This is a genomic window from Collinsella aerofaciens (genome assembly GCF_039758815.1).
In the GTDB taxonomy this organism is placed as follows: Bacteria; Actinomycetota; Coriobacteriia; order Coriobacteriales; family Coriobacteriaceae; genus Collinsella; species Collinsella aerofaciens_BP.
Genome location: NZ_JBDMSK010000002.1, coordinates 317,878 through 343,955, shown reverse-complemented (window position 1 = coordinate 343,955; position 26,078 = coordinate 317,878). Strand labels below are relative to the sequence as shown.

General features: G+C 60.2%; 26 protein-coding genes. 13 read left to right on the top strand and 13 right to left on the bottom strand.

Annotation, left to right across the window (positions count from 1 at the left end):
* The coding region (locus ABHT90_RS03080) for a hypothetical protein (protein WP_346981555.1) at nt 1-215 on the bottom strand (215 nt) is incomplete at its 3' end.
* Between the two features lie 37 nt (nt 216-252).
* Here ABHT90_RS03080 and ABHT90_RS03075 point away from each other — a divergent pair.
* Nucleotides 253-555 (top strand): helix-turn-helix domain-containing protein, encoded by a 303-nt coding sequence (locus ABHT90_RS03075; protein ID WP_346981554.1) that lies wholly within the window; start codon nt 253-255, stop codon nt 553-555.
* Between the two features lie 318 nt (nt 556-873).
* Here the strand turns inward: ABHT90_RS03075 and ABHT90_RS03070 are convergent, their stop codons facing one another.
* Nucleotides 874-1,887: an asparaginase gene (locus ABHT90_RS03070; RefSeq protein ID WP_346981553.1), complete on the bottom strand. Its 1,014-nt coding sequence runs from the start codon at nt 1,885-1,887 to the stop codon at nt 874-876.
* Between the two features lie 267 nt (nt 1,888-2,154).
* Between ABHT90_RS03070 and guaA the strand changes: the two genes are divergently transcribed.
* Complete coding sequence (gene guaA / locus ABHT90_RS03065; protein WP_346981551.1) at nt 2,155-3,753, top strand: glutamine-hydrolyzing GMP synthase; 1,599 nt, start codon at nt 2,155-2,157, stop codon at nt 3,751-3,753.
* 257 nt (nt 3,754-4,010) lie between these two features.
* Here guaA and ABHT90_RS03060 read toward each other — a convergent pair whose 3' ends face one another.
* Nucleotides 4,011-4,481 carry a hypothetical protein gene (locus tag ABHT90_RS03060; protein WP_346981550.1) on the bottom strand — a complete coding sequence of 157 codons (471 nt, stop codon included), beginning with the start codon at nt 4,479-4,481 and terminating at the stop codon, nt 4,011-4,013.
* A gap of 14 nt (nt 4,482-4,495) precedes the next feature.
* Between ABHT90_RS03060 and ABHT90_RS03055 the strand changes: the two genes are divergently transcribed.
* The 7 genes from ABHT90_RS03055 (at nt 4,496) to ABHT90_RS03025 (ending at nt 11,991) form a co-directional block, all read left to right on the top strand.
* Nucleotides 4,496-7,237: a PRD domain-containing protein gene (locus ABHT90_RS03055; RefSeq protein ID WP_346981549.1), complete on the top strand. Its 2,742-nt coding sequence runs from the start codon at nt 4,496-4,498 to the stop codon at nt 7,235-7,237.
* 123 nt (nt 7,238-7,360) lie between these two features.
* Complete coding sequence (locus ABHT90_RS03050) at nt 7,361-7,834, top strand: PTS sugar transporter subunit IIB (RefSeq protein WP_055287016.1); 474 nt, start codon at nt 7,361-7,363, stop codon at nt 7,832-7,834.
* A 9-nt stretch (nt 7,835-7,843) separates the two neighbouring features.
* Nucleotides 7,844-8,629 carry a PTS mannose/fructose/sorbose/N-acetylgalactosamine transporter subunit IIC gene (locus ABHT90_RS03045; protein WP_055287014.1) on the top strand — a complete coding sequence of 262 codons (786 nt, stop codon included), beginning with the start codon at nt 7,844-7,846 and terminating at the stop codon, nt 8,627-8,629.
* A 2-nt stretch (nt 8,630-8,631) separates the two neighbouring features.
* Nucleotides 8,632-9,465, top strand: a complete 834-nt coding sequence (locus ABHT90_RS03040) for a PTS system mannose/fructose/sorbose family transporter subunit IID (RefSeq protein ID WP_055287013.1) — start codon at nt 8,632-8,634, stop codon at nt 9,463-9,465.
* Between the two features lie 26 nt (nt 9,466-9,491).
* Nucleotides 9,492-9,890, top strand: a complete 399-nt coding sequence (locus ABHT90_RS03035; RefSeq protein ID WP_055287011.1) for a PTS sugar transporter subunit IIA — start codon at nt 9,492-9,494, stop codon at nt 9,888-9,890.
* 12 nt (nt 9,891-9,902) lie between these two features.
* Nucleotides 9,903-11,027 carry a glycoside hydrolase family 172 protein gene (locus ABHT90_RS03030; RefSeq protein ID WP_172676343.1) on the top strand — a complete coding sequence of 375 codons (1,125 nt, stop codon included), beginning with the start codon at nt 9,903-9,905 and terminating at the stop codon, nt 11,025-11,027.
* A gap of 79 nt (nt 11,028-11,106) precedes the next feature.
* Nucleotides 11,107-11,991 carry an ROK family protein gene (locus tag ABHT90_RS03025; protein ID WP_230317527.1) on the top strand — a complete coding sequence of 295 codons (885 nt, stop codon included), beginning with the start codon at nt 11,107-11,109 and terminating at the stop codon, nt 11,989-11,991.
* A 95-nt stretch (nt 11,992-12,086) separates the two neighbouring features.
* On the opposite strand, the gene ABHT90_RS03020 is transcribed toward ABHT90_RS03025, so the two are convergent.
* The 7 genes from ABHT90_RS03020 to ABHT90_RS02990 all read right to left on the bottom strand — a co-directional run bounded on the left by ABHT90_RS03020 (nt 12,087) and on the right by ABHT90_RS02990 (nt 17,994).
* Nucleotides 12,087-12,917 carry a class I SAM-dependent methyltransferase gene (locus tag ABHT90_RS03020; RefSeq protein WP_346981547.1) on the bottom strand — a complete coding sequence of 277 codons (831 nt, stop codon included), beginning with the start codon at nt 12,915-12,917 and terminating at the stop codon, nt 12,087-12,089.
* Between the two features lie 115 nt (nt 12,918-13,032).
* Nucleotides 13,033-13,638 (bottom strand): class I SAM-dependent methyltransferase, encoded by a 606-nt coding sequence (locus ABHT90_RS03015; protein ID WP_346981546.1) that lies wholly within the window; start codon nt 13,636-13,638, stop codon nt 13,033-13,035.
* Nucleotides 13,625-14,254, bottom strand: a complete 630-nt coding sequence (locus ABHT90_RS03010) for a class I SAM-dependent methyltransferase (protein ID WP_346981544.1) — start codon at nt 14,252-14,254, stop codon at nt 13,625-13,627. Before ABHT90_RS03010 ends, ABHT90_RS03015 begins: the two co-directional genes overlap by 14 nt.
* A 520-nt stretch (nt 14,255-14,774) precedes the next feature.
* The gene (locus tag ABHT90_RS03005) at nt 14,775-15,938 is read right to left on the bottom strand and encodes an iron-containing alcohol dehydrogenase (RefSeq protein ID WP_346981543.1); all 1,164 of its coding nucleotides are present in this window, start codon (nt 15,936-15,938) and stop codon (nt 14,775-14,777) included.
* A 44-nt stretch (nt 15,939-15,982) separates the two neighbouring features.
* Nucleotides 15,983-16,834, bottom strand: coding sequence for an aldo/keto reductase (locus tag ABHT90_RS03000; RefSeq protein WP_346981541.1), 852 nt, complete (start codon nt 16,832-16,834; stop codon nt 15,983-15,985).
* Between the two features lie 105 nt (nt 16,835-16,939).
* Nucleotides 16,940-17,074, bottom strand: a complete 135-nt coding sequence (locus ABHT90_RS02995; RefSeq protein ID WP_346981540.1) for a flavodoxin — start codon at nt 17,072-17,074, stop codon at nt 16,940-16,942.
* Nucleotides 17,075-17,145: 71 nt separating this feature from the next.
* Nucleotides 17,146-17,994 (bottom strand): aldo/keto reductase, encoded by an 849-nt coding sequence (locus tag ABHT90_RS02990; RefSeq protein ID WP_346981539.1) that lies wholly within the window; start codon nt 17,992-17,994, stop codon nt 17,146-17,148.
* A 129-nt stretch (nt 17,995-18,123) separates the two neighbouring features.
* Here ABHT90_RS02990 and ABHT90_RS02985 point away from each other — a divergent pair, with 129 nt between their 5' ends.
* Nucleotides 18,124-19,023: a LysR family transcriptional regulator gene (locus ABHT90_RS02985; RefSeq protein WP_346981538.1), complete on the top strand. Its 900-nt coding sequence runs from the start codon at nt 18,124-18,126 to the stop codon at nt 19,021-19,023.
* Between the two features lie 231 nt (nt 19,024-19,254).
* On the opposite strand, the gene ABHT90_RS02980 is transcribed toward ABHT90_RS02985, so the two are convergent.
* Entirely contained in the window at nt 19,255-19,695 is a 441-nt protein-coding gene (locus ABHT90_RS02980) for a MerR family transcriptional regulator (protein WP_346981537.1), read from the bottom strand.
* Nucleotides 19,696-19,971: 276 nt separating this feature from the next.
* Here ABHT90_RS02980 and ABHT90_RS02975 point away from each other — a divergent pair, with 276 nt between their 5' ends.
* The 3 genes from ABHT90_RS02975 to ABHT90_RS02965 all read left to right on the top strand — a co-directional run bounded on the left by ABHT90_RS02975 (nt 19,972) and on the right by ABHT90_RS02965 (nt 22,386).
* Nucleotides 19,972-20,736: a carboxymuconolactone decarboxylase family protein gene (locus ABHT90_RS02975; protein WP_346981536.1), complete on the top strand. Its 765-nt coding sequence runs from the start codon at nt 19,972-19,974 to the stop codon at nt 20,734-20,736.
* Nucleotides 20,737-20,738: 2 nt separating this feature from the next.
* Complete coding sequence (locus tag ABHT90_RS02970; protein WP_346981535.1) at nt 20,739-21,710, top strand: alpha/beta hydrolase; 972 nt, start codon at nt 20,739-20,741, stop codon at nt 21,708-21,710.
* Between the two features lie 145 nt (nt 21,711-21,855).
* Nucleotides 21,856-22,386 carry a flavodoxin family protein gene (locus ABHT90_RS02965; RefSeq protein WP_346981534.1) on the top strand — a complete coding sequence of 177 codons (531 nt, stop codon included), beginning with the start codon at nt 21,856-21,858 and terminating at the stop codon, nt 22,384-22,386.
* A gap of 108 nt (nt 22,387-22,494) precedes the next feature.
* Here ABHT90_RS02965 and ABHT90_RS02960 read toward each other — a convergent pair whose 3' ends face one another.
* Both ABHT90_RS02960 and ABHT90_RS02955 read right to left on the bottom strand, forming a co-directional pair.
* The gene (locus ABHT90_RS02960) at nt 22,495-23,589 is read right to left on the bottom strand and encodes a P-loop NTPase family protein (protein WP_161160552.1); all 1,095 of its coding nucleotides are present in this window, start codon (nt 23,587-23,589) and stop codon (nt 22,495-22,497) included.
* A 247-nt stretch (nt 23,590-23,836) separates the two neighbouring features.
* Nucleotides 23,837-26,077 carry a DNA gyrase subunit A gene (locus tag ABHT90_RS02955; RefSeq protein ID WP_346981533.1) on the bottom strand — a complete coding sequence of 747 codons (2,241 nt, stop codon included), beginning with the start codon at nt 26,075-26,077 and terminating at the stop codon, nt 23,837-23,839.
* Nucleotide 26,078: the final 1 nt, after the last annotated feature.

The window sequence follows — 26,078 nt, the reverse complement described above, 5'->3', positions numbered from 1 at the left end:
TAGCGCTGCTCGCCGTTCCTCGATTTGCCCTTCTTCACGACCGCGGCGGACCCGCAGCGCGGGCAGCGCTCGACCTCATAGGTTGAGCCGGCAGCGTCGTCGAACGCCGCCGCGCGGATAACGTCCCTGACGGACTCGATTGCGCGGCGGCGCTCGGTCCTGCTGAGGCTCGAGATGTCCTTCTTGAAGTTGAGGACCAGGTCTTCGGCGTTCATGCTGCCCCCATCCGTCGCGGTCTACGGGGCTAACGATATGGCACCGTGGGGACACATGTATGTCAATCCTGGTCTAACAGAGCCTTACGTTTTTGTTTTGCTCCATTTCAAACTCGGCTGCATGGACGAACGTGCGAAACAGATTCTTGGCAGGCGGGTCGAAGAGACGCGCAGGGACCTTGGTATCTCCAAGGTTGATTTTTGTGTGGCGACAGGAATCAGCCGGCCCTACCTCGACCGAATCGAAGATGGGACGGCAAATTTCACGCTCAAGGTTCTATTTAAGATCGCACCCGCACTCGGCATGACGGTGTCAGAACTTCTCGAGGGCATCGAGTAGGCGATTTTGCTAGATTTGCCGTTTGTTGAACGGGTTCCCCCGACGGCGGCGTGCAAAAACGCGAGTTTTCAGCATCCCTCAATAATTTGACGGCGACCGGATCCGCAAATCCGACGCATGCCGTTTAGGATTATCCACAAAATTCAATAATATGAGGAAAAACATACGCGTGGAACGAGTCGGTCGAACCGAAAAACGATTTTCAGTCAGCGGTTTTAACATTTCCGTAAGGGGCGGATGCTGAAAACTTCGCTTTTTGCACGTTCCGAGGGGTACCACGTGCCCTACTAGGCCCAAAGAGGCGGATTTTGTTTTTTGCTACACCATCGGGATACGGTCGTGGTTGACTTGGCTGTAGAACAGGCGCTGGATTTCGGCGGCATCGCGTGACTGGCCGAGTGCCCACATGGTTTTGGCCACGAGCGTCTCGGTGGTCATGTCGTCGCCGCGCAGAATGCCCGGATGATCGGCGTAAGCACGGCCGACCTCGTAAACGCCCAGATCGAGGCCCTCTTCGGGGACCTGCGTGGTCATAACGACGGTGCGACCCGAATCGACCCAGCGGAAAATTGACTCTTGGAACGACTCGCCCGACTCGCCAAACTCGGGGATACCGCCAATGCCAAAGGTCTCCAGGATAACGGCATCGTAGCTATCGGCTAGGGCGTCGAGGATACCCGGGTTCACGCCGGGCGTGAGCTTAAGGACAAACACGCGCGGATCGATACTGTCGTAGAAACGAACTGGGCTCTCATTCTGATGGGTGCCGTGAAGCCCGTTGCGCACAATGCGGTCGTTGCGGATATAGGCGATGGGCGGATAGTTCACACTAATGAACGCATTAAAGCTCATGGTGCGCTGCTTGCGGGCGCGCGTACCGGCAATGGCGACGCCGCCAAACACGATCGAAACGTCGTGCGAGTGCTCGTCGAGCGCATAGAGCAGGCTCTGGTACAGGTTGAGCTTGGCGTCGGTAAAGGGATTGCCCATGGGCTTTTGCGAGCCGGTGAGCACGATGGGTTTGGGGCTGTCCTGAATCAGATAGGAAAGTGCTGCTGCGGTGTAGCTCATGGTGTCAGTGCCGTGCAGAATCACGAAGCCGTCGTGGTCGGCATAACCCTCGACAATGACGTCGCGGATACGCATCCAGTCGCTCGGGCGCATGTTGGTGCTGTCGATGTTCATGGGCTGCACGACGTCGAGCTCGCAGAGCCCCGAGATCTCGGGGACGCTCTGGGCGAGCTCCTCACCGGTCAGGGCGGGGGAGAGGCCGTTGCCGTCCTCGGTCGATGCGATGGTGCCGCCCGTGGCGATGAGAAGGATGCGCTTCATGCTGGTATTCCTATCGTATTTGCCGCCGCGAGGGCGGAGTCGTTCGGCAGTATTGTGGCACAGGGCGTCCAATGTTCAAACGTATTACATCATCTGTAACGTTTGAAAACACTTCAATTGCTGTCAAATAGGGGCCCAGGTCGTGCGTTTGCCGTGCGCTGATGGCTGCGAGGGGCGAGAAACCCCATATAACGTGTACACTATGGAGGTTATTTTCGTTCATTCACGCGGGTGGGCACCGGCTCCCCGCCAACAAGAGGGGGAACCATGGATCAAAAGGCTTCCGCAAAGGTCCTCGTACTCGACTTTGGTGCGCAGTACGGTCAGCTCATTGCCCGTCGCGTCCGCGACCTCAACGTGTATTCCGAGATTGTCCCCTGCGACATCTCGGCCGACGAGATTCGCGATATGAACGCCTCTGCGCTCATCCTTTCCGGCGGCCCGGCCTCCGTGTACGCAGAGGACGCTCCGTCTATCGACCCCGCCATCTTTGACCTGGGCCTTCCCGTCCTGGGCTTTTGCTACGGCCATCAGATCACGGCTGTGACGCTCGGCGGCAAGGTCGGCCACTCCGAGGTGGGCGAGTACGGCCGCGCCACCATCACGCGCACGGCCGGCGCCAAGCTCTTTAACTCCACGCCCATGGAGCAGACCGTGTGGATGAGCCATCGCGATGCCGTTTCCGAGGTGCCCGAGGGCTTTACCGTTACCGCCAGCACCGACGTGTGCCCGGTTGCCGCCATGGAATGCGTCGAGCGCAAGATCTTCACCACGCAGTTCCACCCCGAGGTCAAGCACTCCGAGTACGGTCAGCAGCTGCTGAGCAACTTCCTGTTTGAGATCTGCGGCCTGGAGCCCAACTGGAGCATGGATAACCTGGTCGAGACCATGACGGCCGAGTTCTGCGAGAAGGTCGGCGGCGACCGCGTGATTCTGGCCCTGTCCGGTGGCGTCGACTCCTCCGTCGTGGCTGCGCTGGGCGCTCGCGCCGTGGGCAAGCAGATGACCTGCGTGTTCATCAACCACGGCCTGCTGCGCAAGGGCGAGCCCGAGCAGGTGGAGGAGGTCTTCACCAAGCAGTTCGATGTCGACTTTATCCACGTCCACGCCGAGGATCGTTATGCCGAGCTTCTGGCCGGCGTGACCGAGCCCGAGGAGAAGCGCCGCATCATCGGTACGCAGTTCTGGAAAGAGTTCTTCGCCGTGGCGCAGCAGCTCGAGACCGATGGCAAGCCGGTCAAGTACCTGGCTCAGGGCACCATCTATCCCGACATCATCGAGTCCGGCGCTCGCAAGACGGGCGGCAAGACGGCCACCATCAAGAGCCACCACAACCTGATCCCGTTCCCCGAGGGCGTGCACTTCGACCTTATTGAGCCGCTCGACCACTTCTTTAAGGACGAGGTCCGTGCACTTGGTCTGGCGCTGGGCCTGCCGGGTCACATCGTGTTCCGCCAGCCCTTCCCGGGCCCGGGTCTGGCCATCCGCATCATCGGCGCGGTCGACAAGGAGAAACTTGAGATCCTCAAGAACGCCGACGCCATCGTGCGCGAGGAGCTCGATGCTTACAACCAGCGTCTGTTTGAGCAGACCGGTGTGCGCAACTCCGAGCACAGCTGCTGGCAGTACTTTGCGGTCCTGCCCGACATTAAGTCTGTGGGCGTTATGGGCGACGAGCGCACTTATCAGCGCCCGATTATCCTGCGTGCCGTCGAGTCCAGCGATGCCATGACCGCCGACTGGGCCAAGCTGCCCTACGACGTGCTGGCCCGCATCTCCGGCCGCATCGTTGCCGAGGTCCCCGGTGCCAATCGCGTGTGCTACGACATCACGTCCAAGCCGCCCGCGACGATCGAGTGGGAGTAAACGATATTCGTTGATTTCAAGCCTCTGACCTGCGAAAACAGGTCGGGGGCTTCTTATTTTGCAACCTCTGTGCGACCTTTGCGGTTTCGCGCCCCGTGAACAGGGGACGTAGCACTGTTCACGTCTGGGCCCATGTCGGCACCGATCAATGCCCGCGCTGCTTCTGCTTGCGCTTCAGCTTCCGCTGCTCGAAGCACGTCGCCCGGGATTCCTCGCCAGAGGAGAACTGACCGTTCCTTGCGAAACCGCGAGACCAGCTATATCCGCTTGTTGCGGGCTTGCTTGAGCCAGCTCCTCTTGAAAGAGCCTATACCTCCGAAGAACTTGTTGTACGTCTCACCGTTCTCCTTGGCCTCGTACTTGACCAAGGCAAGTTCGATAGTGTAGAGGTAATCCGCCACTTGCTCGAGGCGGTAGTCGGTCATCGAGGTCTTGCGGCGTCGGACGACCCCTTTTGAGAGGACCTTGCCCACCGAGTCGTCTCGCCCGCGGAACAGAAGGAGCGCATCCTCGCGACCTTCGGCGACCTGTGCTGCGAGATGGAGGGCTGCACCATCGCGCAGGGCCCTTTCCAAAGCGAAGTGTCGAGCCGAAGTGTTGAGCGTCGGCCCTGAATGTTCAATGGCCGTTGTTTTCTGCCCCTCAAGTGGTGAACTTCTCCTCGGGGCTGTTGATTCCCCCACGCGCCCCCTTCCGTTCTCTGTGTTCCCCTTATACTCCTTGTACAAGGAGGTAAGAAGTCATGGACAAGACCGCACAGGACAGCTTGGCAAAGAAGCCCGTCGACATGAGGGACAGGATTCTCGAGCATCTCGAGGCCCTCACCTCTGCCGTCTCGCTCGACGACCTTGCCCGTCTGTCCACCTCCGACATCGCCGAGACGCTCATCATCTCCAGGAGTCTGGCGAGCCAGTACCTCAACGACCTTGTTCGCGCCGGCCTTGTGGTTAAGGTGGCGGGCAGGCCTGTCCGTTTTTTTCATCGCCGCGCGTTCCAGAAGCGTTTTCAGGTAAAGCTCTCTGCAAGCGAGTACGCCTCGCTCGCCGACCTCATCCAGGCGACGGGAATCGCCGATCACCGTGACTTCGCGCGTGCCGTGGGCTTTGGCCTGAGCCTCAGCTCCGTTGTCGAGCAGTGCAAGGCTGCGGTTCAGTACCCTCCGTTTGGCCTACCCATCCTCTTGAGCGGCGGCGTGGGTGTCGGCAAGTCTTTCCTTTCTCGTCTTGTGTACGAGTACGGCAAGAACCAGGGCTTGCTGTCCCGCGACTCCTCCTATGTGCGCATCGACTGCGCCGGGGTCCCGGACGCCGCCTCGTTCAACGGGCTTCTTGACGAGTCGATCGCGAAATCGCGCGGGGGTGTGGTTTTTGTCAACGGCATCGAGGCACTCTCTCCCTCTGCGATGGAGCACTGCCTTGCGACGGCCCTCGGGCTCGATGCCTCCCAGGATGCGCCGCGCGCTCGCCTCGTTCTTTCGACGACGCTTTCCGCCGATGACCTGAAGGTTTCCTCGGCCTACAGCAAAATGCCCATCTGTGCCCGCGTCCCCTCACTCAAGGAGCGGACCCCCGAGGAGCGCGAGGATCTCATCTTGAGCTTCCTGCGCAGCGAGGGGTGCCGAATCGGTTCTGATGTGAAGATCAGCCGCGGCGCATACCGTTGCCTCGTGAACGCGGACTTTTCCGATAACATCGCCGGCTTGCGCGCCTGCGTGACGAACTGCTGCGCCAAAGCGTTCCTCAATCGCGAGGGCGACTACGTCGTCGTTCGCCCGTATCTTCTTCCCAGCGGGCTCCTCTCCTCCGCGCAGATCGATCAACAGCCCGACGATGGCGTTCTGATCGACGCGTCCCTGGATGCCGCCGAGAGCACAGGGCCGGTCGAGCAGGCGCTCGATGCCCTGTGCTCTCTCGATGAGCGATTCTGCGCCGGGGAGCTCTCTGTCTCCGAGCTCGTCTCGCAAGCTGTCTCCGCTGTGCGCGGCGTTGAGGATCACTTGATCTTCGGCCGCGGCGTTACCTCCTCGAGGTCGCGCGCCTTCGAGCGCATCGTGGGCGCGGTCCTTGCCGACGCAGGCTCTTCTTATGGCATCGAGCTTTCGAGGAAGGTCGCTTTTCTACTGGCCCAGGAGATTTGCCTGCAGTTGTGGCCGGGCATCGGCCTGGCTAAGCGAAAGTCTGCCTGTGCGGAGCAAATCTCCCATCTCCTCGGTGCCGTGACCTCCGAATTACCGTTTGCCTCGAGCGTCTCCGATCAGGTCGCCGCAGACGTGGAAGGGGCGCTGGGAATCTCGCTCGATCACTTCACGAAGACGCTTCTGACGCTGTGCGTCGCATCGGAGTCTCGCGATGCGAAGGCCCTTCGGACGCTCTGCGTCATCTTGTCCCACGGCTACTCAACGGCGACGAGCATCGCCGACGCGGCGAACCGTATGCTCGGCATGCATGTGTACGAGGCTGTCGACATGCCCTACGACCAGCAGCTGAAGGACATCGTCGGTCCGCTCCAGCGCCTCGTCGACCGCCATTCCTACTGCACCGGGGTCGTGTTCCTCGTCGACATGGGCTCCTTGGAGGAGGCCTATAAGGCCCTCGAGAACGTTACCGACTCCACTATCGGCGTGGTGAACAACGTCTCTACCGGTCTTGCGCTCGAGATCGGGGTCGGGCTGCTCGGCGGCAAGTCCATCGCCGAGGTTCTTGGCGATGCGACCGCCGCGTGCGTGACGCACTGCAAGGTGATCGAGCGCGTCAACCGTGAGGACGCCATCGTCTTCTGCTCCGAGTCCGGGGTCGACGCCGCGGAGAGGATACGCCAGCTCGTCTCGCAGAGCCTCCCGCGCACCATAGGCGCGCGCCTGCTCACGAGGCCCTTCAAGCAGCTCGTCGCGAACGGGTCGAATGACGCCGTTTTCTCCGAGCACCGCGTCTGCGCCGTCATCGGCACGGGAGACCCCGGGGTCGCCTCCGTCCCCTTCGTCGCCCTCGAGGACATCATGTCGACGGCGTCCGCCTCTAAGGTTGATGCCGTGTTCGGCAGGTGGCTTGACGCTTCCGAGCTCTCTTCTTTCCACGAGAAGCTGCTCTCGAACATGACGCTGCAGAACGTCATCCGCTCCATCACCATCCTCGACCCGGAGCGGCTATTCCACGAGATCGAGAGCGCCGTGCACGATCTTCAGCGCAGGACAGGCGAGAAGATCGGCAGCAACGCCATCATTGGGCTCTACGTCCACCTCTGCTGTCTCGTCGAGCGCCTTGTTACCAGAAACCCCATTGAGACCTACGTTGGTCAGGACCGCTTCGAGGAGGAGCGTGCCGATTTCATCGAGTCCTTCAGGCAGAGCTTCTCGAGCATCTCGACGCGCTATCGCGTAGAGGTTCCCGTAAGCGAGATCGCATATGTCTTCGACTACATAAGCGTGAGCGCCGCCCCGGCGCGAGAAGAGCGCCTCGGCTCCTCGGACCTCCTGCTCGACGAGTGACCTTCCCCGCGCCGCCGCAAGCTGACTGCGCGTCCTCAATAATCCGATAACCCCTTGCCCGGCGCGAATCCGGATAGCGCCGAGGCAGTACCGAACGTAAAACTTCATTTGATAGGAGCAAACATGAGTGTTGTTATGGCACGAATCGACAATCGCCTGCTTCACGGCATCATCGTGACGCAGTGGGCCCCGGTGTCGGGCGCGACCCGAGTCATGGTCATCGACGACAAGGTCGCCGGCGACGAGGTCCTGAAGTCCACTATGAGGATGGCGCGCCCCGCGGGCATGGCCGTCTCGATCATCTCCGAGCAGACCGCGCTCAAGAACTTCGCGGCGGGCAAGTACGACCGCGAGAAGGTCTTTGTCATCGCCAAGGAGCCCGAGACGATCCTTCACCTGGTCGAGTCGGGCATCGAGCTCCCGTCGCTGATCGTCGGCGGCTCGCTCGTCAAGGAGGGCGGCGTCCAGCTCACCCAGCGCGCCTATGCCTCCGCCGAGAACGTCCAGAGCTACAAGGCGCTCATCGCCCGCGGCGTCAAGGTGACGGCACAGTTCGTGCCCGCCGACAAGCCCGTCTCCGTCGCCGACCTCATCTAAGGAGGGATCATGGTTAACTTCACTATCCTGCAGGTCGTCCTTTTGACCCTGCTGGCCTTCATCAAGCACGTGGACTACTACGGCATCCCGATGATCTTCGTCAACTATGCCGTCTTCTGGGGCCTTATCACCGGCGTCGTCATGGGCGACTGGCAGACCGGCCTCGTCATCGGCGGCACCATCCAGCTCATGCAGCTCGGCGTCGCGGGCTTCGGCGGCTCGTCGATTCCCGACTACGGCACGATGGCCATCATCGCCACCGCCTACGGCGTGACCCTGGGCGCGGACACGGGCCTCGCCATCGGCCTGCCGGTCGGCATGCTCGGCATCCAGCTCGACGTCATCGTCAAGATCCTCAACGGCTTCGTCGTCGAGAAGTCCCAGAAGTTCTGCAACGAGGGTAAGTTCAATCAGATGAACGCCATCCTGTGGGTCTGCCCCGCGCTCTTCGGCCTGTGCGCCGCCCTGCCCGTCTTTGTCTCCGTGACGCTCGGCCAGCCCGCCGTCAACTGGCTCCTCGAGGTCATGCCTCAGTGGTTCCTCTCCGGCCTCACCCTCGCCGGCAAGATGCTCCCGGCCATCGGTATCGCCATGCTGCTCCGCTACATGCCCACCGGCAAGTACTTCCAGTACCTGCTCGTCGGCTTCTTCCTCTCGGCCTTCCTGAACGTGCCCATCATCGGCGCCGCCATCGTCGGCGTTGCCCTCGCGATCGCGTTCTACCAGCGTGCCGAGAGGGACACCGAGCTCGCCGCCCACGCTTCCGCAGACGCCTTCATCGGAGAGGATGAGTAACCATGGAAAACGAGAACATCACCGCCGTCGCCGAGGGCAAGCCCTCCGGCTACAAGGTCACCAAGAAGGATCTGCGCAACGCGAACTGGCGCTGGCTCATGAGCGTGTGCACCTTCAACTACCAGACCCAGCAGGGCGCCTCAGTCGCCTACGCCCTCTCGCCGGTCCTGAGGAAGATCTACACGAACGACGAGGACTATAAGCAAGCGCTCAACAACCACTTCCGCTACTACAATACCCAGCCTTGGCTCGCCGCCATCATCCTTGGCGCCTGCGTGGCCATGGAGGAACGCGACGGCCTAGCGGCGGCGGACGCCGTCCAAGACCTGAAGATCGGCACCATGGGACCGCTCGCCGGCGTCGGCGACTCCCTGCTCATGACCATGATCCCGACCATCATGGGCTCCATCGCCGCCTACATGGCCATCGAGGGCAACCCCGTGGGAGCCGGCATCTGGTTCGCGCTCATCCTGGCCATCTTCTGGGTCCGCATGCACGCCCTCGAGTTCGGCTACAAGCAGGGCGTGAAGCTCGTCACCGACTTCAGCGAGAAGCTTCCCAACCTCACTGCCGCCGCCTCCGTGCTCGGCCTCACCGTGGTCGGCTGCCTCATCGCCTCGGTCATCGGCGTCACCTGCCCGATTAGCTTCAGCTTCGGCGACGTCTCGATGGAGATTCAGCCGCTGCTCGACAAGATCCTGCCTGCCATGATCCCCGCCGCCATCACGGGAAGCGCGTATTACCTTCTTACCAAGAAGAACGCGAGCATGACGGTCCTCATCCTCGTGGTGATCGTCCTCGCGATGGTCGCCTCCGCCGCTGGCATCCTCGCTTAGCTTCGACCCAAGAGATTGGTGAATCAATGAGAAAGATAGTTGTGGCGAGCCATTCCCTTCTCGCCCAGGGCTTCAAGGACACCCTCGAGTTCCTTACGGGTAAGAGCGACGCCGTCAACGCCGTGTGCGCCTACGTGAACGACAACGGCGAGGGGCTCGACGCGGCGGTCGAGGCGGCTCTTTCGGGCACTGACGAGGTTGTCGTCCTCACCGACGCGCTCGGCGGCAGCGTGAACCAGCGCTTCTCCCGCTTCGCCTCCGACCGGATCCACGTGATCGCGGGTGTCAACCTCCCGCTCGCCATGACGGTCGCGCTCGCGCGCCCCGACGAGAAACTCGACTTCGACGCCCTCGTCGACGAGGCGCGCCAGCAGATCGTCTACGTGAACGGTGCCAGTTCCGCCGAGTGCGAAGACGACGAATAGAGGAGGTCGACGATGAGAGAGTTCCTTAAGGACGTGTGGATGCACGGCGGTGAGGAAAGCCGCGCCATCACCCCCGAGAACATCACGGGCGAGAAGGGCCGTGCCGCCATGTCGGCCAGCCACCTCGGCGTCGGCCGCAAGGGCTCGTGCTGCGTGCCCCTTGAGTCCGGCGAGACCATCACGCTCGCGGACATCGAGGGCCCCGGCATCATCCGCCACATCTGGATGACCGTCCCCGACAAGACCGCCGCCGGCAGCTTCGTCATGCGCGACCTCGTGCTGCGCTTCTACTGGGACGACGAGGAGACCCCCTCGGTCGAGTGCCCTGTCGGCGACTTCTTCTGCAACGGCTTCGGTGAGCGCGCCATCGTCAACTCGATGCCCATCTGCGTGAACCCGACGGGCGGCATGAACTGCTACTTCGAGATGCCTTTCAGGAAGCACGCCAAGGTCACGCTTACGAGCGAGCACCCCGGGTTCATTAAGTACATCTTCTACACGTTCAACTACGCGCTCACCGACGTGCCGGACGACGCCATGTACTTCCACGCCCGTTTTAACCGCGAGCGCAGCACCCGCAGGGGCGTCGACTACACCGTGCTCGACGGCGTGCGCGGTAAGGGCTACTACGTCGGCACCTACATGGCCCTGTGCGCCCTGGAGCGCTATTGGTGGGGCGAGGGCGAGATGAAGTTCTTCCTCGACGGCGACGAGGAGTTCCCCACGGTCACCTCGACGGGAGCCGAGGACTACTTCGGCGGTGCCTGGGCCTTCCTCGACAGGCCGCCCCACGCGCTGCCCGAGGCGCAGTGCTTCAACACACTGTTCGCCGGCTACCCGTACCGCTCGACGCGCGACGCCACGCGCGACCGCTTCAGCGCGGGCAAGCCGAACCCGAACCCGATGCTCGCGACCAACGACGACGCGCTGCCCAGGCATGGCCTCTACAGGTGGCACCTTCCCGACCCGATCTCGTTCAAGGAGGACCTGCGCGTGACGTTCCAGGACCTCGGCAACGACGACATCAAGCTCTATGAGCGCGAGGACGACATCTCCACCGTCGCCTACTGGTACCAAAGCGAGCCGCACGCCGTGCTCGCCCCGTTTGCCGCAAGGCAGGACCGCGTGCCCAGGTAGGGTCGCCTCGAAACAAGCCAACGTTATGGGCGCCCGCGGTTGACCATGACTGCGGGCGTCCCTTTGTAAGGAGGATCACATGAGCGAAAAGCAAATGAGGCTCGGCGCCCTCGAGGCCGGCGGGACCAAGATGGTCTGTGCCGTGGTGTCCGGCGACGGCGAGGTCCTCGACCGTATGGAGACCCCGACGCTTATGCCCGCCGAGACCGTCCCACAAATGGTCGAGTGGTTCACCGCCCGTGATGTGAACGCGTTGGGCATCGGCGCCTTCGGCCCGACCTGCGTCGACCCCAACGATGAGCGCTACGGTTCCATCCTTCAGACGCCCAAGCTCGCGTGGCGAGGCTATGGTCTTCGCGCCGCGTTCGCCGACGCCCTCGGGATTCCGGTGGCCTACGACACGGACGTGAACGTTGCCTGCCTCGGCGAAGTAGTCTTCGGCTGCTGCAAGGGGCTCGAGGACGCCGTCTACGTGACCATCGGCACCGGCGTGGGCGCGGGCGTCATGTGCGCGGGCAGGCTCCTTCACGGCATGCTGCACCCCGAGGCCGGCCACATGCTGGTAAGGACCCGTCCCACCGAGGAGGGACGCTGCGTCTGCCCGAGCCACGCGAGCTGTCTCGAGGGCCTCGCCTCCGGCCCCGCCATCGCCGCGCGCTGGGGAAAGCCCGCGGCCGAGCTCGCGGACAACGCTGAGGTGTGGGCGCTCGAGGGGGATTATCTGGGGCAGATGTGCGCGAACCTCGTGCTCATGTACTCGCCTCGCCGTATCGTCCTCGGCGGCGGCGTGATGCACCAGGAGCAGCTCTACGGCATCGTCCGCAAGAAGACCCTCGAATATCTGGGTGGCTACATCCAGACCGCCGAGCTTAAGGACATAGAGAGCTACATCTGCGCCCCGGGCTGCGGCGGCGACCAAGGAATCCTTGGCGCGGCCGAGCTGGCAAGAAGGGCGCTCGCGTAACTTGCGCTCTCTCCGCCATACAACGCGTTAAGAAAAGACGAGCGCTTCTTGCCAATTGGGCGGCAAGAAGTGCTCGTCTTTTGCATTTTTGCCTCTCAAAATCTTATTTTCACGATTTGCATTTTCATCCCGTTGTCACCGACCCTTGCGAGAAACCGGAAAAAGCCGCTGACGGAAGGGTCTCTCAAATCGTTGTAACCCAGCATATAGCCGCGACTTGTGACCTGCAGACGGCTGTCCCACGCGCCGATTTCCTTGGCGGCATCCGAAACCGCAAAATATGCCCCCACATCCTTGATTTTTGCAGTCTTAAGCCATGTTTTTGCGATCATCTTTACTGCCGTCCGATTGGCAGCATCAAAGACCAGCACACCGCCGGGGAAAGCGTCCGCCATCTCCCGCACCAGTTCCCGGACCTGCTGGGTCAGAAAGTAATAGAACACCCCGGAGGCAAAGAACACCACCCCGCCGGAGGCATCGATTTTGCTAAACCATGCGGTGTCTTTCAGGTCACAGGGGATATTTTGTTCTCGATCCCCGGCGGGCAGTAGCTGCTGCCGCAAGGCAATCACATCCGGGAAGTCCAGATTGTAGATCTTGCATCTACCGTTGTCGCAGGTTCTGCCGGTGTTGTCCAGCCCGCAGCCCAGATTGACCACCGCCGCATTGGGGTGGCCTTTCAGGTAATCCCGCACCTCGAAAGCAAGATCACTCTGCCGTGTGGCCACCTCCAGCGCACCAAAGCGCTGCATCAGGCTGCGGGAGTTTTTCTCTGCCTCTGAAAAGTCGTAGTCGATCTGGTCGAGCAGGCGAACCGCTGTTTCATCCCTGTAAAGGTTCGGGTACAACTCCGTACACAGCTTCCGGGAATACAGCGGGAGGATCAGCGTCTCCTGCACGGTGTTTTTCTCAATTTTACATTTCATAGGTTTCTTCCTCAGTGAATAAAAACTGTCATAATTGCCGCCAGCATAGCCGCTATGACCGTCATGCCTATCGCCATGTGCAGGATGGATGCAAAAATACCCGTGCTTGATACCCCTACTTCCGCGCCGTGACGCAGAGCCACTTTTTCTTTTTGTGTATCTGCACCTCGTGAAAACCCGCCTGCTCCAGGCACGCCTTTAATTCAATGTCCTTGTAGATGGTCATGCCGCCGATGATCTGCGTCCACTTCTCGTCCTTGTCCGTATCGCCATTGCTCTCGTTGCAGATAAGAATTGTCCCGCCTGGCTTCAGCGTCCGCCAGACCTCACGGAAGCATCGGGGCAAATCAGGCCAAAAATAGACGGTCTCAAAGGCCGTGGCAGCATCGAAGTAGCTATTCTCAAACGCCATATCCGCCACACTGCCTTGCAGAACGGCGCAACGCCCCTCCTGAATTGCAGTTCGGTTGAGCTTTCTAGCCTTCTCCACGCTGACGGGCGAATAGTCGATGCCCTTGACGATGCCATGCGAGTATTTTTTCAGCAGCCGTTTTATGTTCGCCCCGCCTCCGCAGCCGCAATCCAGCACCTTGGCGTTTGGCGCAAGTCGTAGAAATCGAAGCCCCCACCGCGCCACAGGGCTGTGGCCCAGATTCATCATGGCAACCATAAGTTTTCCGCCGAGGCCCACGGGCTTGCGGGTGTTTTCAAAGAACGACATCTGGCCCCTCCGATTTCGTGCATTCCGCATAGGTCAACGGGAACGAGGCCTTCAGCACTGCGCTTTTCTGCACCGCCCAGCCGTTTTGACGCAGGAAACGTAGGTATTCCTCGCTTGTCCACCTGCTGTGGAGGGGGAATCCCGCCATACTCATGAAAAAGGCTTTTGCCTTGCCGGAAACCGAGCTCCCCGCGTGAGTGAAGGTTGGCGCGATGAGCACGCCGTCGTCCTTCAGCACCCGTCTGATTTCTTGCAGGGCCTTTTCCGGATGCGGCACTATGTGAAGCGCGTTGGACACGATCACCACTTCGAAGGACTTCTGTGCATAGGGCAGGCGGAACATATCTTGTACGGAAAAGTGCAGCTTTGCGGATTGATTGTCTCGCTTTGCTTCAAGGATCATCTGTGCAGAAGCGTCCGTAGCCTCGATATGCGCCGCTGTATTCACGATGCTCTTTGCGATAAGCCCCGTGCCGGTGGCAACCTCCAGCACGGTTTTTGCTTTCACCACCGGCCTGATCAGCTCATACATCTTCTCATACGCCGCCCGGTCCTTTCGCATGAAACGGTCGTACCGACTGGCATTCTTGTCCCAGAAACCCTTGCGTTCGTGCATGGCTGTCGCCCCCAAACAGTTAGAGCCATCTAACTATAACACACGAATCATGCAGCAAGATAAGGCTAACCTTATTCTCTTGGCTAAGACGCATCTCTCCGACCCTTTGAATCGCCCCTTTTCACGCCACCCGCTACGAACCCCGGCGGAAACCAGGGAGTGATTAAAGGAGCGACCTGCGGTTTTGCGAATCAATTGAGTCATTCCCGAAACCGCGAATCAAGGGCCTGATTTGCTCAAATTGCGCACGAATCAACCATCGGGCGGTACGACGCGACACGCATCGACAACACTCGGACTGGATTAGTCATCGAGTGGGAGTAGTAATAGAACATTTGCTCTTGTTTTTCATACGGTTTCGTACGGTTCCGATGGCGACCGATGGGGACGTTTCGCAACCGCCGCCGCACCTGCAAGCCACATGGTTTCACAATCGGGCAAAAACTCAGAAGGCTCCTCGTGAAAAACGAGGAGCCTTCCTGTTTCCTTCAGCGCGGGCGGATTGGGACCCGCTGCTGATCTAGAGGCACTCGGTCAGAATCTGGAACACCTCGCTGCGCTCCAGTTTCTTGGCGCAGCCGCCGGTGAGCACGCAGGTGTCCGCGACCTTGTGCAGCGTCTCGTCGGACGCGTCGGAGCCCATCTCGGCGAAGCTCGTGGGAAGCCCAATCTCGCCGATGAACGTCTGCAGGCGGTCGATGCCTTCGAGCGCCACCGTAAGGTCGTCTTTGCCCTCGCCGTCGACGCCCCACACCTCGCGCGCCCAGCGGGCGAACTGCGCGGGCGCCTCGGGGGCCAGGTGGCGGTAGAGCGCAGGGTGGATGACCGCGAGGCCCATTCCGTGGTTGGTGTGGGTGTACGCGCCGTACTGGTGCTGGATCATGTGCGCCTGGAAGTCCGTTGACTTGCCGATCTTGAGCACGCCGTTCTCGGCCATGGCGGAGTCGTATACGAGCTCGCTTCTGGCATCGAGGTTCTGGTCGTCGTCCGCGATAATCCGCATGTTGCGGATGACGTTACGCTGGATGGCGAGGTTGATGTCGTCGGTGACATTGCACCCGCGCGGGCTTCCGAAATAGCTCTCCATGCAGTGCGAGAGCGTGTCGAACGCGCCGCTCATGAACTGCGCGTGCGGTACGGTGAGCGTGAGTGCCGGGTCGAGCGCCGCCCACATGGGCATCGCCCCCAGATAGGCGCCCTTCACGTGCGTCTCCTCGTTGGTGATGACGGCGCCGTTGTTCTGCTCGGCACCCGTGCCGGAGAGCGTAACGATGCAGCCCATGGGGATGAACGAGCTCGGCATCTTGCCGTCGACGTGCTCGAACGTCTCGATGTCGTCGTCAAGCATCGCCTGCGCGGAGACCACCTTGCAGCAGTCGAAGACCGACCCGCCGCCGACGGCGAGAATGAAGTCGACCTGCTCCTCGCGTGCGAGCGCGGCGCCTTCCTGGCACTTCTCGTAGGTCGGGTTGGGCATGATGCCGCCGAAGTCCACCACGCGCTCGCCCACGCTCGTGAGCTTATCGACCACGTGGCCGTAGACGCCGGTTCGTTTGACCGAGCCTCCGCCGTAGGCGAGCATCACTGTCTTGCCCATGGCACCCATCTCGGCGTCGAGCGCCTGGTCCATGGCCCCCTCGCCGAAGTAGTTCCTGACCGGGTAGTCGTACGTGAATGAGTTCATGGCAATTCCTCCTAGTAAGTTATCAGTGCGGTCTGACCGCTCGGCTACACGTTGCGCACGAGCCCGGACATCCATTCGATGGTGGCGGGGTCGTGGTGGTCGAAGAACGCGCTGCGCCCGGTGTCGAGCGCGGCGATGGCGACCATCTCGTCGTCGCCCAGCGCGAAGTCGAAGACGTCGAAGTTTTGCTCCATGCGATCGCGGTGCGTGCTCTTAGGGATACAGACCACACCGCGCTGCAGCAGCCAGCGCAACACGACCTGGGCGACCGTCTTGCCGTGCGCCTCGCCGATGCGAGCGAGGACCTCGTTGCGGAAGAGGTCGTTTCTGCCCTCCGCAAAGGGCGCCCAGCCCTCCATGGCTACCTCCTTGCCGACCATGTACTCCTGCGCCTCGCGCTGCTGGAAGAACACGTTGCACTCGACTTGGTTCACGGCGGGGGCGATGCGGTTGAACGAGATGAGGTTTGCGAGATGATCGGGGTAGAAGTTAGCTGTGCCTATGGCGCGGATAACGCCCTGCTCGTAGAGCTCCTCCATGGCGCGCCACGCGCCGAAGACGTCGCCGAACGGCTGGTGGATGAGGTAGAGGTCGACGTAGTCGAGCCCCAGCCGCTTGAGCGACGCGTCGAAGCCGCGCTTGGCCCCCTCGTAGCTCACATCCGACATCCACAGCTTGGTCGTCACGAACACCTCGTCGCGCGGCAGGCCGCTCGCACGAATGGCGGCCCCGACCGCCTCTTCGTTGCCGTAGCTCGCGGCCGTGTCGAGCAGCCGGTAGCCGACCGAGAGCGCGTCCTCCACGGCGCGCTGACATTCCGCGGCGTCCGGGATCTGGTACACGCCGAAGCCGAGCTGCGGCATCCTGACGCCGTTGTTCAAGGTGATGTAGTTCATGGTGCCTTCCTTTCTCGCAACTTGACGTATCCACCATACGAGGGGAGCCGCGTCGGCGGAAGTTTCCGTTGGTGAGGGTTCTATAACGCTGGGGTGCGCACGGTGTTATAACCCGCGGGTTCTAAGTGTCACCTCAAAGAGATCGGCGCCGAGCTCGTCGGCGATGGCCTGAGCTACGACAGCGGTGTGGCCCTGTGCCGAGTAGTAGGCCACGAGGACGTTGCCGTCTGCAGCGGGCACTGCGGCGGGCTCGTCCTCGACAGCCGACTGGTCCTCGGCGGCGGCTTGGTTGGTCCGTTATCGTCTGAGCGCTACTCCTGCGCGTCGAAATCGGGGCGCATGGCCAGGTAGCCCTCGAGTGCTTCCTCAGTGGCGGTGTAGTAGGTCATGGTCCCGTCGAGCTTGGCAATCTCGGCCATCTCGTCTTCGGTGAGGGAGAAGTCGAAGATGTTCGCGTTGTCGGCGATGTGGGCGGGGTTCTTGGAGCCGGGGATGATGGAGGTGCCCATCTGCACGTGCCAGCGCAGGATCACCTGGGCCGGGGTCTTGCCGTGCTTCTCGGCGAGAGCGACGAAGACGGGCTCCTCCAGAAGACCTTTGTCGCCGTGGCCGAGCGGGTACCACGCCTCGATCACCGTGCCGTACGGCGCGAGGTAGGCGCGCGGGCCGCGCTGGGCGTGGTAGGGGTGGCACTCAACGGTCACGAGCTGCGGCTTGATGTCGGCGACCTCGATGACCTCGGCGATCTTGTCTTGCGGGAAGTTGGAGAGGCCGAGGGCGCGCACCTTGCCTGCGCGGTACGCCTCTTCCATCGTGCGCCACGCGGCCAGGTAGTCGCCTACCGGCTGGTGCAGGATGAGCATGTCGACGTAGTCGAGCCCCAGGCGCTGGAGCGTGGCGTCCACCGCCGACATGCCCGCGTCGTAGACGCTCGGCCAAAGCTTGGTGGAGACGAAGATCTTGTCGCGCGCGACGCCGCTCTTGGCGATGGCACGGCCTACGGCGCGCTCGTTCATGTAGGCGTTGGCGGTGTCGATGTGCTCGTAGCCAGCCGTGAGCGCGGCGGTTGCGGCCGCCTCGGCCTCGGCCGGGGTCATGAGGAAGGTGCCCAAACCCTCGATGGGCATCTCTACGTCGTTGTTGAGCTTCAGATACTCCATGGTCTCCTCCTTAATGGTGACTTTTCGAATACAAGGCTACGGCGTTTACTGACGTGCGAGAAGTTCACGTTGGAATGATGGATATAACCATGGGGTATATACGGCACATAATGCGTGACAGGAGGATCGATGTACAACCCACAGCTTGACACTTTCATCCGCGTGGCGGAGGCGGGCAGCTTCTCCAAGGCGGCACAAGAGTCCTTCATCACGCCCACGGCCGTCATCAAGCAGATGAACCTGCTGGAGTCGCGGCTAGGCCTTACGCTGTTCCACCGATCGCATCAGGGGCTTTCGCTTACGCGAGCAGGCAGGTCGCTGCTCGCCGACGCCCGCCATATCGTGCAGTACTCTCAAGAATCAATCGCACGCGCCCGCGTCGCCGAGCGTGGAGAAAAGCGCATCATCCGCGTGGGAGTGTCGCTCATGACGCCCAGCACGCCGCTCACGAAGCTGTGGCCGAAGGTGAAGGAACGTTGCCCTGGCATGAGCCTTCAGGTGGTCACGTTTGAAAACACACCCTCGGCGGCGCGCGGTTTGGCGAACCTCGGGCAAGACATGGATATCGTGGCGGGGATTTTCGACGATGCCTTTCTTAAAGAGCGCGGGTGCCTGGGCCTCGAGCTTTCGCGCGAGCCGCTCTGGTGCGCCGTTCCCGTCGACAGCGAACTCGCCAAACGCGACATCGTCACATTCGACGACCTCCACAATCACAGTCTTATGCTTATACGCCGGGGCTGGAACGCCGAAATCGACCGCGTGCGCGACGAGATACTCTTGCATCATCCTCAAATCGCGCTCGTAGACTTCCCGCAATATCGGGCGGAGGTGTTCAATCGCGGCGCGAACGAGGACCTCGCGCTTGCGACGCTGCCGTTGTGGGCCAACGTCCACCCCATGCTCAAAACCGTCCCTACCGATTGGGACTGTCTCGTGTCTTACGGGCTACTTCATTCGTCGCACCCCGCAGACCATGTGCGGGAGTTCCTCGATGCGGTGTCTGCCGTGCTCGAGACAGAGCATCGATAGGCAATCGCGAACAGATGCGCTTATGCCTATGGGAATAACGGGAACTGGCTTCTGAACTCGCGTTTTGATACCGTCGAGTACCGCCTGATGCTGTTTCGGCGTCGCCATAGAGCAAAGCCATCAGCGAAATAACGGGAATAACGGCCTCCGAACCTTCTGGTTCGGAGGCTTTCTTTTTGCATGTCTGCCTAAAACGACTCCTTGCCAAAGCCCCTTGAGCATCGGGCGGCATTATTGAGTGTGGGCGTTATCGTAGGTATCTTTGATTTCTTCCGGCAAATTGTCGGGAATCAGCGCCTTCACTCTATCCTCGTTGCCATCTTGGATCGCCTGCTCGTAGTACCAGCATTTGAACTTCAACATATCCAGCGCACGGTTCATGTTCGCGATCTCCGATTCCATGTGGGCCTTCCGCTCCTCGAACATGGCCTTGCGCTTGGGATATGTCGATGGGCCCTCCGCGCACCATTCCATGAACAGCCGGATGTCCTTGATCTCCACCCCAGCCTTCTTCAGGCATTCGATGACCCGAAGCGCCTCGAGTTCCGTATCGCCGAATCGGCGAATGCCGGACGTTCGCTCCAATTCCGGGAACAATCCCTGCTTGTCGTAATAACGCAGCGTGGAAACGGGCAGATCGAACATCTCCGCCACCTGTCCGATTGTGTACATGGTCCCTCCGGACAAATCTCGAATTTACTCCTTGACCTAAAGTTAGGTTTAGGTATTACCTTTATTTTCGTCAATACAAATCGGGAGCGCAAGGGATTTTCGCCAAAGGCGCACGCTTGCCGGAACGGTATTCGCCGGCGGCTTGAACGGCGTGGGCGAAATCGGCGGGCATCCCGCTCTTGAGCAGGCGCGACGAATGGGCACAGGAGTCTAGGCGCGGCTTAGCTGGACGGAAGCAGTTTTGCACTCAAAACCATCGACAGGAGGAAATCGATCATGGCAATCAAACAGACAGCGGGCAGAGATGCCCTGGGGGACTTTGCTCCCAAATTCGCACAGCTCAATGACGATGTGCTGTTCGGCGAGGTATGGAGTCGAGAAGACGGGCTTTCCCTTCGAGATCGCAGCATAGTGACGGTGGTTGCCCTAATGGCGCAGGGCCTGACGGACTCTTCGTTTCAATATCATCTGATGTCCGCAAAGAACAATGGCGTGACCAGGGCTGAGATAGCGGAAATCCTTACGCATGCGGCGTTTTATGCGGGATGGCCCAAGGCGTGGGCGGCCTTTCGCATGGCGAAGGAGGTCTGGGCGGATGACAATGCCGCTGATGCAAGAGCTAAGCATCAAAACGAGATGGCCTTTCCCATCGGTGCCCCCAACGACGCATTTGCGAAGTACTTTATCGGGCAAAGCTACCTCGCGCCCCTTTCCACCGAGCAGGTCGGCATTTACAACGTTACGTTTGAGCCCGGCTGCCGCAACAACTGGCACACACATCACGCCAAAAGCGGTGGCGGACAGATCCTCGTCTGCGTGGCTGGTCGAGGGCTTTATCAGGAATGGGGCAAACCGGCACAGGAGCTGTGCCCTGGCGATGTAGTAAATATTCCAGCGGGCGTAAAGCACTGGCACGGTGCGGCGCCCGACAGCTGGTTCTCCCATCTCGTGATGGAGGTTCCGGGCGAGGAGGCCTCCAACGAGTGGTTGGAGCCCGTGGATGACGAGCAGTACCTTAAAGCGACTGACAAGGAGGCTTAGGCATGGAGCAGTTGAAACTGACGCAGGAATGGGACAAGGTGTTCCCCAAAAACGACAAGGTTGAGCACAGCAAGGCGACCTTCAACAACCGATACGGCATCACGCTGGCTGCTGACGTGTACGTGCCTAAGAACGCGGATGGCAAGCTGCCCGCCATCGCTGTTAGCGGCCCGTTTGGCGCTGTGAAGGAGCAGTCCTCCGGTCTGTACGCGCAGAAAATGGCGGAGCTGGGCTTTTTTGCAATTGCCTTTGACCCGTCCTATACCGGCGAGAGCGGCGGCACGCCCCGCTATGTAGCATCGCCGGACATCAACACCGAGGACTTCTGCGCAGCGGTGGATTTCCTCTCTGTGCAGGAAAGCGTTGACCCGGAGCGTATCGGCATCATCGGTATCTGCGGTTGGGGCGGCATGGCGGTCAATGCGGCGGCCATCGACACCCGTATCAAAGCTACCGCGGCTATGACCATGTACGACATGACCCGTGTGACCGCCAACGGCTATTTTGACGCCGAGGATTCCGAGCAGGCGCGCTTTGAAAAGCGGAAAGCGCTGAATGAGCAGCGCACCGAGGACTATAAAAACGGCAGCTATGCGCTGGCGGGCGGCGTGGTCGATCCGCTACCGGAGGATGCGCCGCAGTTTGTAGCGGACTATTACGCCTACTACAAAACTCCGCGAGGCTATCATCCCCGCAGCCTGAACTCCAACGGTGGCTGGAATGCGACGTCTTCGCTGTCATTTTTGAATATGCCGATTTTGCAATACAGCAGCGAAATCCGCTCTGCTGTGTTGCTGGTGCATGGCGAGAAGGCGCACTCCCGCTATTTCAGCGAAGCCGCGTACGGCAAGCTGACGGGGGACAACAAGGAATTGCTCATTATCCCTCGTGCCAGCCACACCGACCTTTACGATCAGATGGACATCATCCCGTTTGGAAAGCTGAAGGCATTCTTTGAGGAATATCTGAAATAAGGCGTGCCTTGATTCAATACCAAGTTTCCAGCGACGATTCTTCTAAAGAGTGGGAGTAGCTGAAACGAGGCGATTGATTAACTCCATTCGTTTTGGCTACAAGAAAACATGCCGTGCGCCTGCGGCATGAAGGAGGGAGATTTCTATGAATATCGTTGTATTGAGTGGTAGCCCGCGCAAGGGTGCCAATACCGACACCATGGTCGAGGCGTTTGCCGAGACCGCGCGTGAGGGCGGCAATACGGTCGAGGTCGTTCGCGTTGCCAGCAAGAAGATCGCTGGTTGCCTGGGGTGTCAGTATTGCTTCGCCCACGAGGGCACCTGTGTGCAGAAGGACGACATGGCCGACGTGATCGAGTCACTGAAAGACGCCGATATGGTTGTCTTCGCTTCGCCTATCTACTGGTTTGATATCACTGCGCAGGAGAAGGCCGCCATCGACCGCCTGTACGCCTTCGGTGCCACGGGATTCCCGTTCACCAAGACGGCACTTTTGCTCGATAGTCACAGTGAGGGCGTCTATGATGCGGCGATCGCTATGTACAAGTCGGCCTGTGCGTACTGCAAGTGGGAGGACCAAGGCATTGTCACCATCAGCGGTATGACCGAGCGCGACAGCATGGTATCGTCGCCCAAGTTGGAAGAGGTGCGAGAGCTCGCTCGCAAGCTCGCCTAAGGGCAAGAAGAACGCATGGCAACCAGCGTTATTTGAAGCACTTGCCGTCCTTGCCAGGTGAATCGTTGATTGCCGTGCGCCGTTGCCCTTGCGGACAATCTTGGCGTGCTAAAACGCCTTCTCGTTCAAGAATTCCCTGAACGCGGGAATGTCAAAGCCAACGAGGCCACGCCCGCGCTCTCCAATGACGCCGTCCTCCAGGAGGCGGCGTTTGTATTGGCTTGCGTAGTTGCTGGCGACGCCCATGCGTTTGGCTATCTCCGAGACCCTGCTGGGGCCAGAATCGGGTAGCATCGCGAGCAAAAACTCAATGTCTTTATCGGAAAGCTCCCGATAGGTCGTTTCGAGAATTCGATCGCGCAGCTCCATGCGGGCAAGCAGAGAACCCTGCTGTACATCAGGTGCACTGATTTTGGGCGAGTTCTCCGAAACATCCCATGTGCGATATCCGACGAGCTGCATCATATAGGGAAATCCGTCGACGGCCTTCACGGCATCCTCGAGCGCTTCTGGCGTGATTGAGCGGCCTCCGGCCTCAACGGTTTTGCGGAATGCGTTTGCAATTTCAACGTCAGTGATTCGTCCCAACTGATGATATTGGGAACGCCTGAGGAACGAGACGGAATCGTTACGCAGCAACGCCGATACTTTGTAGGGCAGTCCTGCCATGAGTAGGGCAACTTTTTTACCTTCGCGTACAAAGTGCTGGTAAACAGAGGCAAATTGAAGCATTTCTTCGAGATCGACGGTGACTTCATCGATGGTGATGAGAAGTCCGATGTCATGTTTTTCGAGTTGCTTAAAGATGCCATTCATGCGCGTGCGCCAGTTGCCCTGAGCCTCTTGAGCATATGTCCAATCGATGCCCACTGGGCCAATTTGAACACCGTTTATGCGCGCGTGAGGCTGTGAGAGGTAGCTATCTGCGGCTTCTTTGGTTCGCTCGATAATATCTTCGAGCATGCCTGGCATGGCGGAGACATTTGCTGCGATCCAGCCGTGTTCAAGCGCCGTTTCTGAAAGGAGCGAGAGAAGCGCCGTCTTGCCCGTTCCCCTTGCGCCAGTAAAAATGGTTGACAGGTTGGGATCTCCCGGGCCGTTGATAAAGCCACGGTTGATGTCACGCAGGATATGCTCGCGACCCGCTAGAAAGGGAGGGACGCTTCCGAACGTCGGGGTAAAGGGGTTCTTGCTGTACTCCATGGTAGCTCCTTTGCAAGTTTTGCTAATTTTTGCAAGTTTTGCTAACTTTTGCAAGTTTTGCTAACGACTGACCAAAGGGCATCGAAGCAGTGGCGCTGACATTTTTTACGCAGAAAAATAAGCAGAAATCAATTTATCTGCGTTAAGAAATAGTTGAGAAGAAAAACGACGAGTCCCGGGCGCAATGCCGTTGCGCTCCGGGCCTCGTTGCTTTGCGAAGTATCTAACGGTCTCGTTGCCGTGGTACCTAGTCAAACAAACTCGGCATGTCGTTTTCTTTCATGAGGGCACCGGCAGAGGGTAGGCTCTGCGCGGTGAACTTCTCGGCCGAGACGCCGGCGCCAAGGATCTCCTCGGTCGTGCCGACGGTGGTGACCGAGCGGCCCTTCTTGGCCGTGAAAGCCTGGACGCCCTGCGTGTTGGTGGTCGTCTTGGTCTTGAGCAGCGACGTGTTGAAGTTCATCAGGCGGTAGTCGCTCGAGACCAGTGCGATGTCGCGATCTTCCTTGAGCACCTGCGCATATAGCAGCTTGCTGCCGCCGTAGATGGCGTTCTTGAGGCGCTTGCGGTTGGTCTTGGTGACGTATCCGGCAAGTGCGACGCGCACCACGCGGCCGTTCTCAAAGACGAACAACACGTCGGCCTTGTAGTCCTCGGGGTCGATGACCCAGATGACGCTCTCGTCGGGTTCCATCTCAAGATCGGTCGGCAGGTACGAGCCCAGCTGGGCCGACTTGGTGTCCTCAAACGCGGCAACCTTGCACTTGTACACCTGGCTCTTGTTGGTAAACACGAGCAGCTCGTGCGCGTTGGAGGACGGGAACTCGATAAAGGGTTTGTCACCGTCCTTGTACTTGAGCGTGGTCGCCTTCTTGAGCACGCGGTCCGTCATCTTCTTAAGGTAGCCATCGCGCGAGAGCATGATGGTGACCGGGTACTCCTCGACCTCGGGCTCCAAGCTTACCTCAATAACCTCGTGGGGCTCAATCCTGCCCGTGCGGCGCGGCATCACGTGCTTCTTGTTGACCGCGGCCAGCTCGTCGCTGATGACCTTCTTGATGTTCTCCTCGCTGGAGAGGATCTCCTCAAGCTCGGCAATCTCGCCCTCAAGCTTGGCAATGTCCTTGGTGCGGTTGAGGATGTACTCCTCGTTGATGTTGCGGAGCTTAAGCTCGGCAACAAACTCGGCCTGGGTCTCGTCGATGTCGAAGCCGCGCATAAGGTTGGGCACGACCTCGGCCTCGAGCTTGGTGCCACGGATGATGGCGATCGCCTTGTCGATGTCGAGCAAGATCGCCTCGAGGCCGTGCAGCAGGTGCAGGCGCTCGGACTTTTTGCCCAGGTCAAAGTTAATGCGGCGACGCGTGGACTCAATACGCCACTTGACCCACTCGTGCAGGATCTGGCGCACGCCCATGACACGGGGATAGCCGTCGACGAGCACGTTAAAGTTGCACGAGAACGAATCCTGCAGCGTGGTCGAGCGATAGAGCTTGGCCATGAGCTTGTCGGGGTCGACGCCGCGCTTAAGGTCGATGGCGATGCGCAGGCCCGAGAGGTCGGTTTCGTCGCGGATATCGGCGATCTCCTTGACCTTGCCCTCCTTGGAGAGCTTGACGATGCGCTCGATGATGACATCGGTCTTGGTGGTGTAGGGGATCTCGTAGACCTCGATGATGCGCTCTTCGGGAATCCAACGCCAGCGGGAGCGGATCTGGAAGCTGCCCAGGCCGGTCTCAATAATCTTCTCCATCTCCTCGCGGTGGTAGATGATCTCGCCGCCGGTCGAGAAGTCGGGCATGGGCATGTACTCGAGCAGGTCGCAGTCGGGATCCTGCAGGTAGTGCATCGTTGCGGTACAGACCTCGTTGAGGTTGAAGCCGCAGATGTCGGACGCCATAGCGACGCCGATGCCCTTGTTGGCCGAGACGAGGATATTGGGGAACGTGGTGGGCAGCAGGCGCGGTTCCTTCATGGCGCCGTCGTAGCTGTCGACGAAGTCGACCGGGTCCTTGTCGATGTCCTTGAAGATCTCGGCGCTGATGGGGGAGAGCTTGGCCTCGGTATAACGTGAGGCGGCGTAGCTCAGGTCGCCCGAATAGTACTTGCCAAAGTTGCCCTTCGACTCCACGAAGGGGGCAAGCAGCGCTTCGTTGCCCGTCGCCAGACGCACCATCGTCTCGTAGATCGCGGCGTCACCGTGCGGGTTGAGCTTCATGGTCTGACCCACAATGTTGGCGCTCTTCTGGCGCTCGCCCTTGAGCAGACCCATCTTGTACATGGTGTAGAGCAGCTTGCGGTGCGAGGGCTTAAAGCCGTCGATCTCGGGGAAAGCACGCGAGACGTTGACGCTCATTGCGTAGGGCATGTAGTTGACCTCGAGCGTCTGTGTGATCGGCTGGTCGGTGACCTCGGAGTGCAGGCCGATGACGTTCTCGGCGTTGACCTGCTTTTTCTTTGGCTGGTTCTTCGTCTTCTTCTTTGCCACG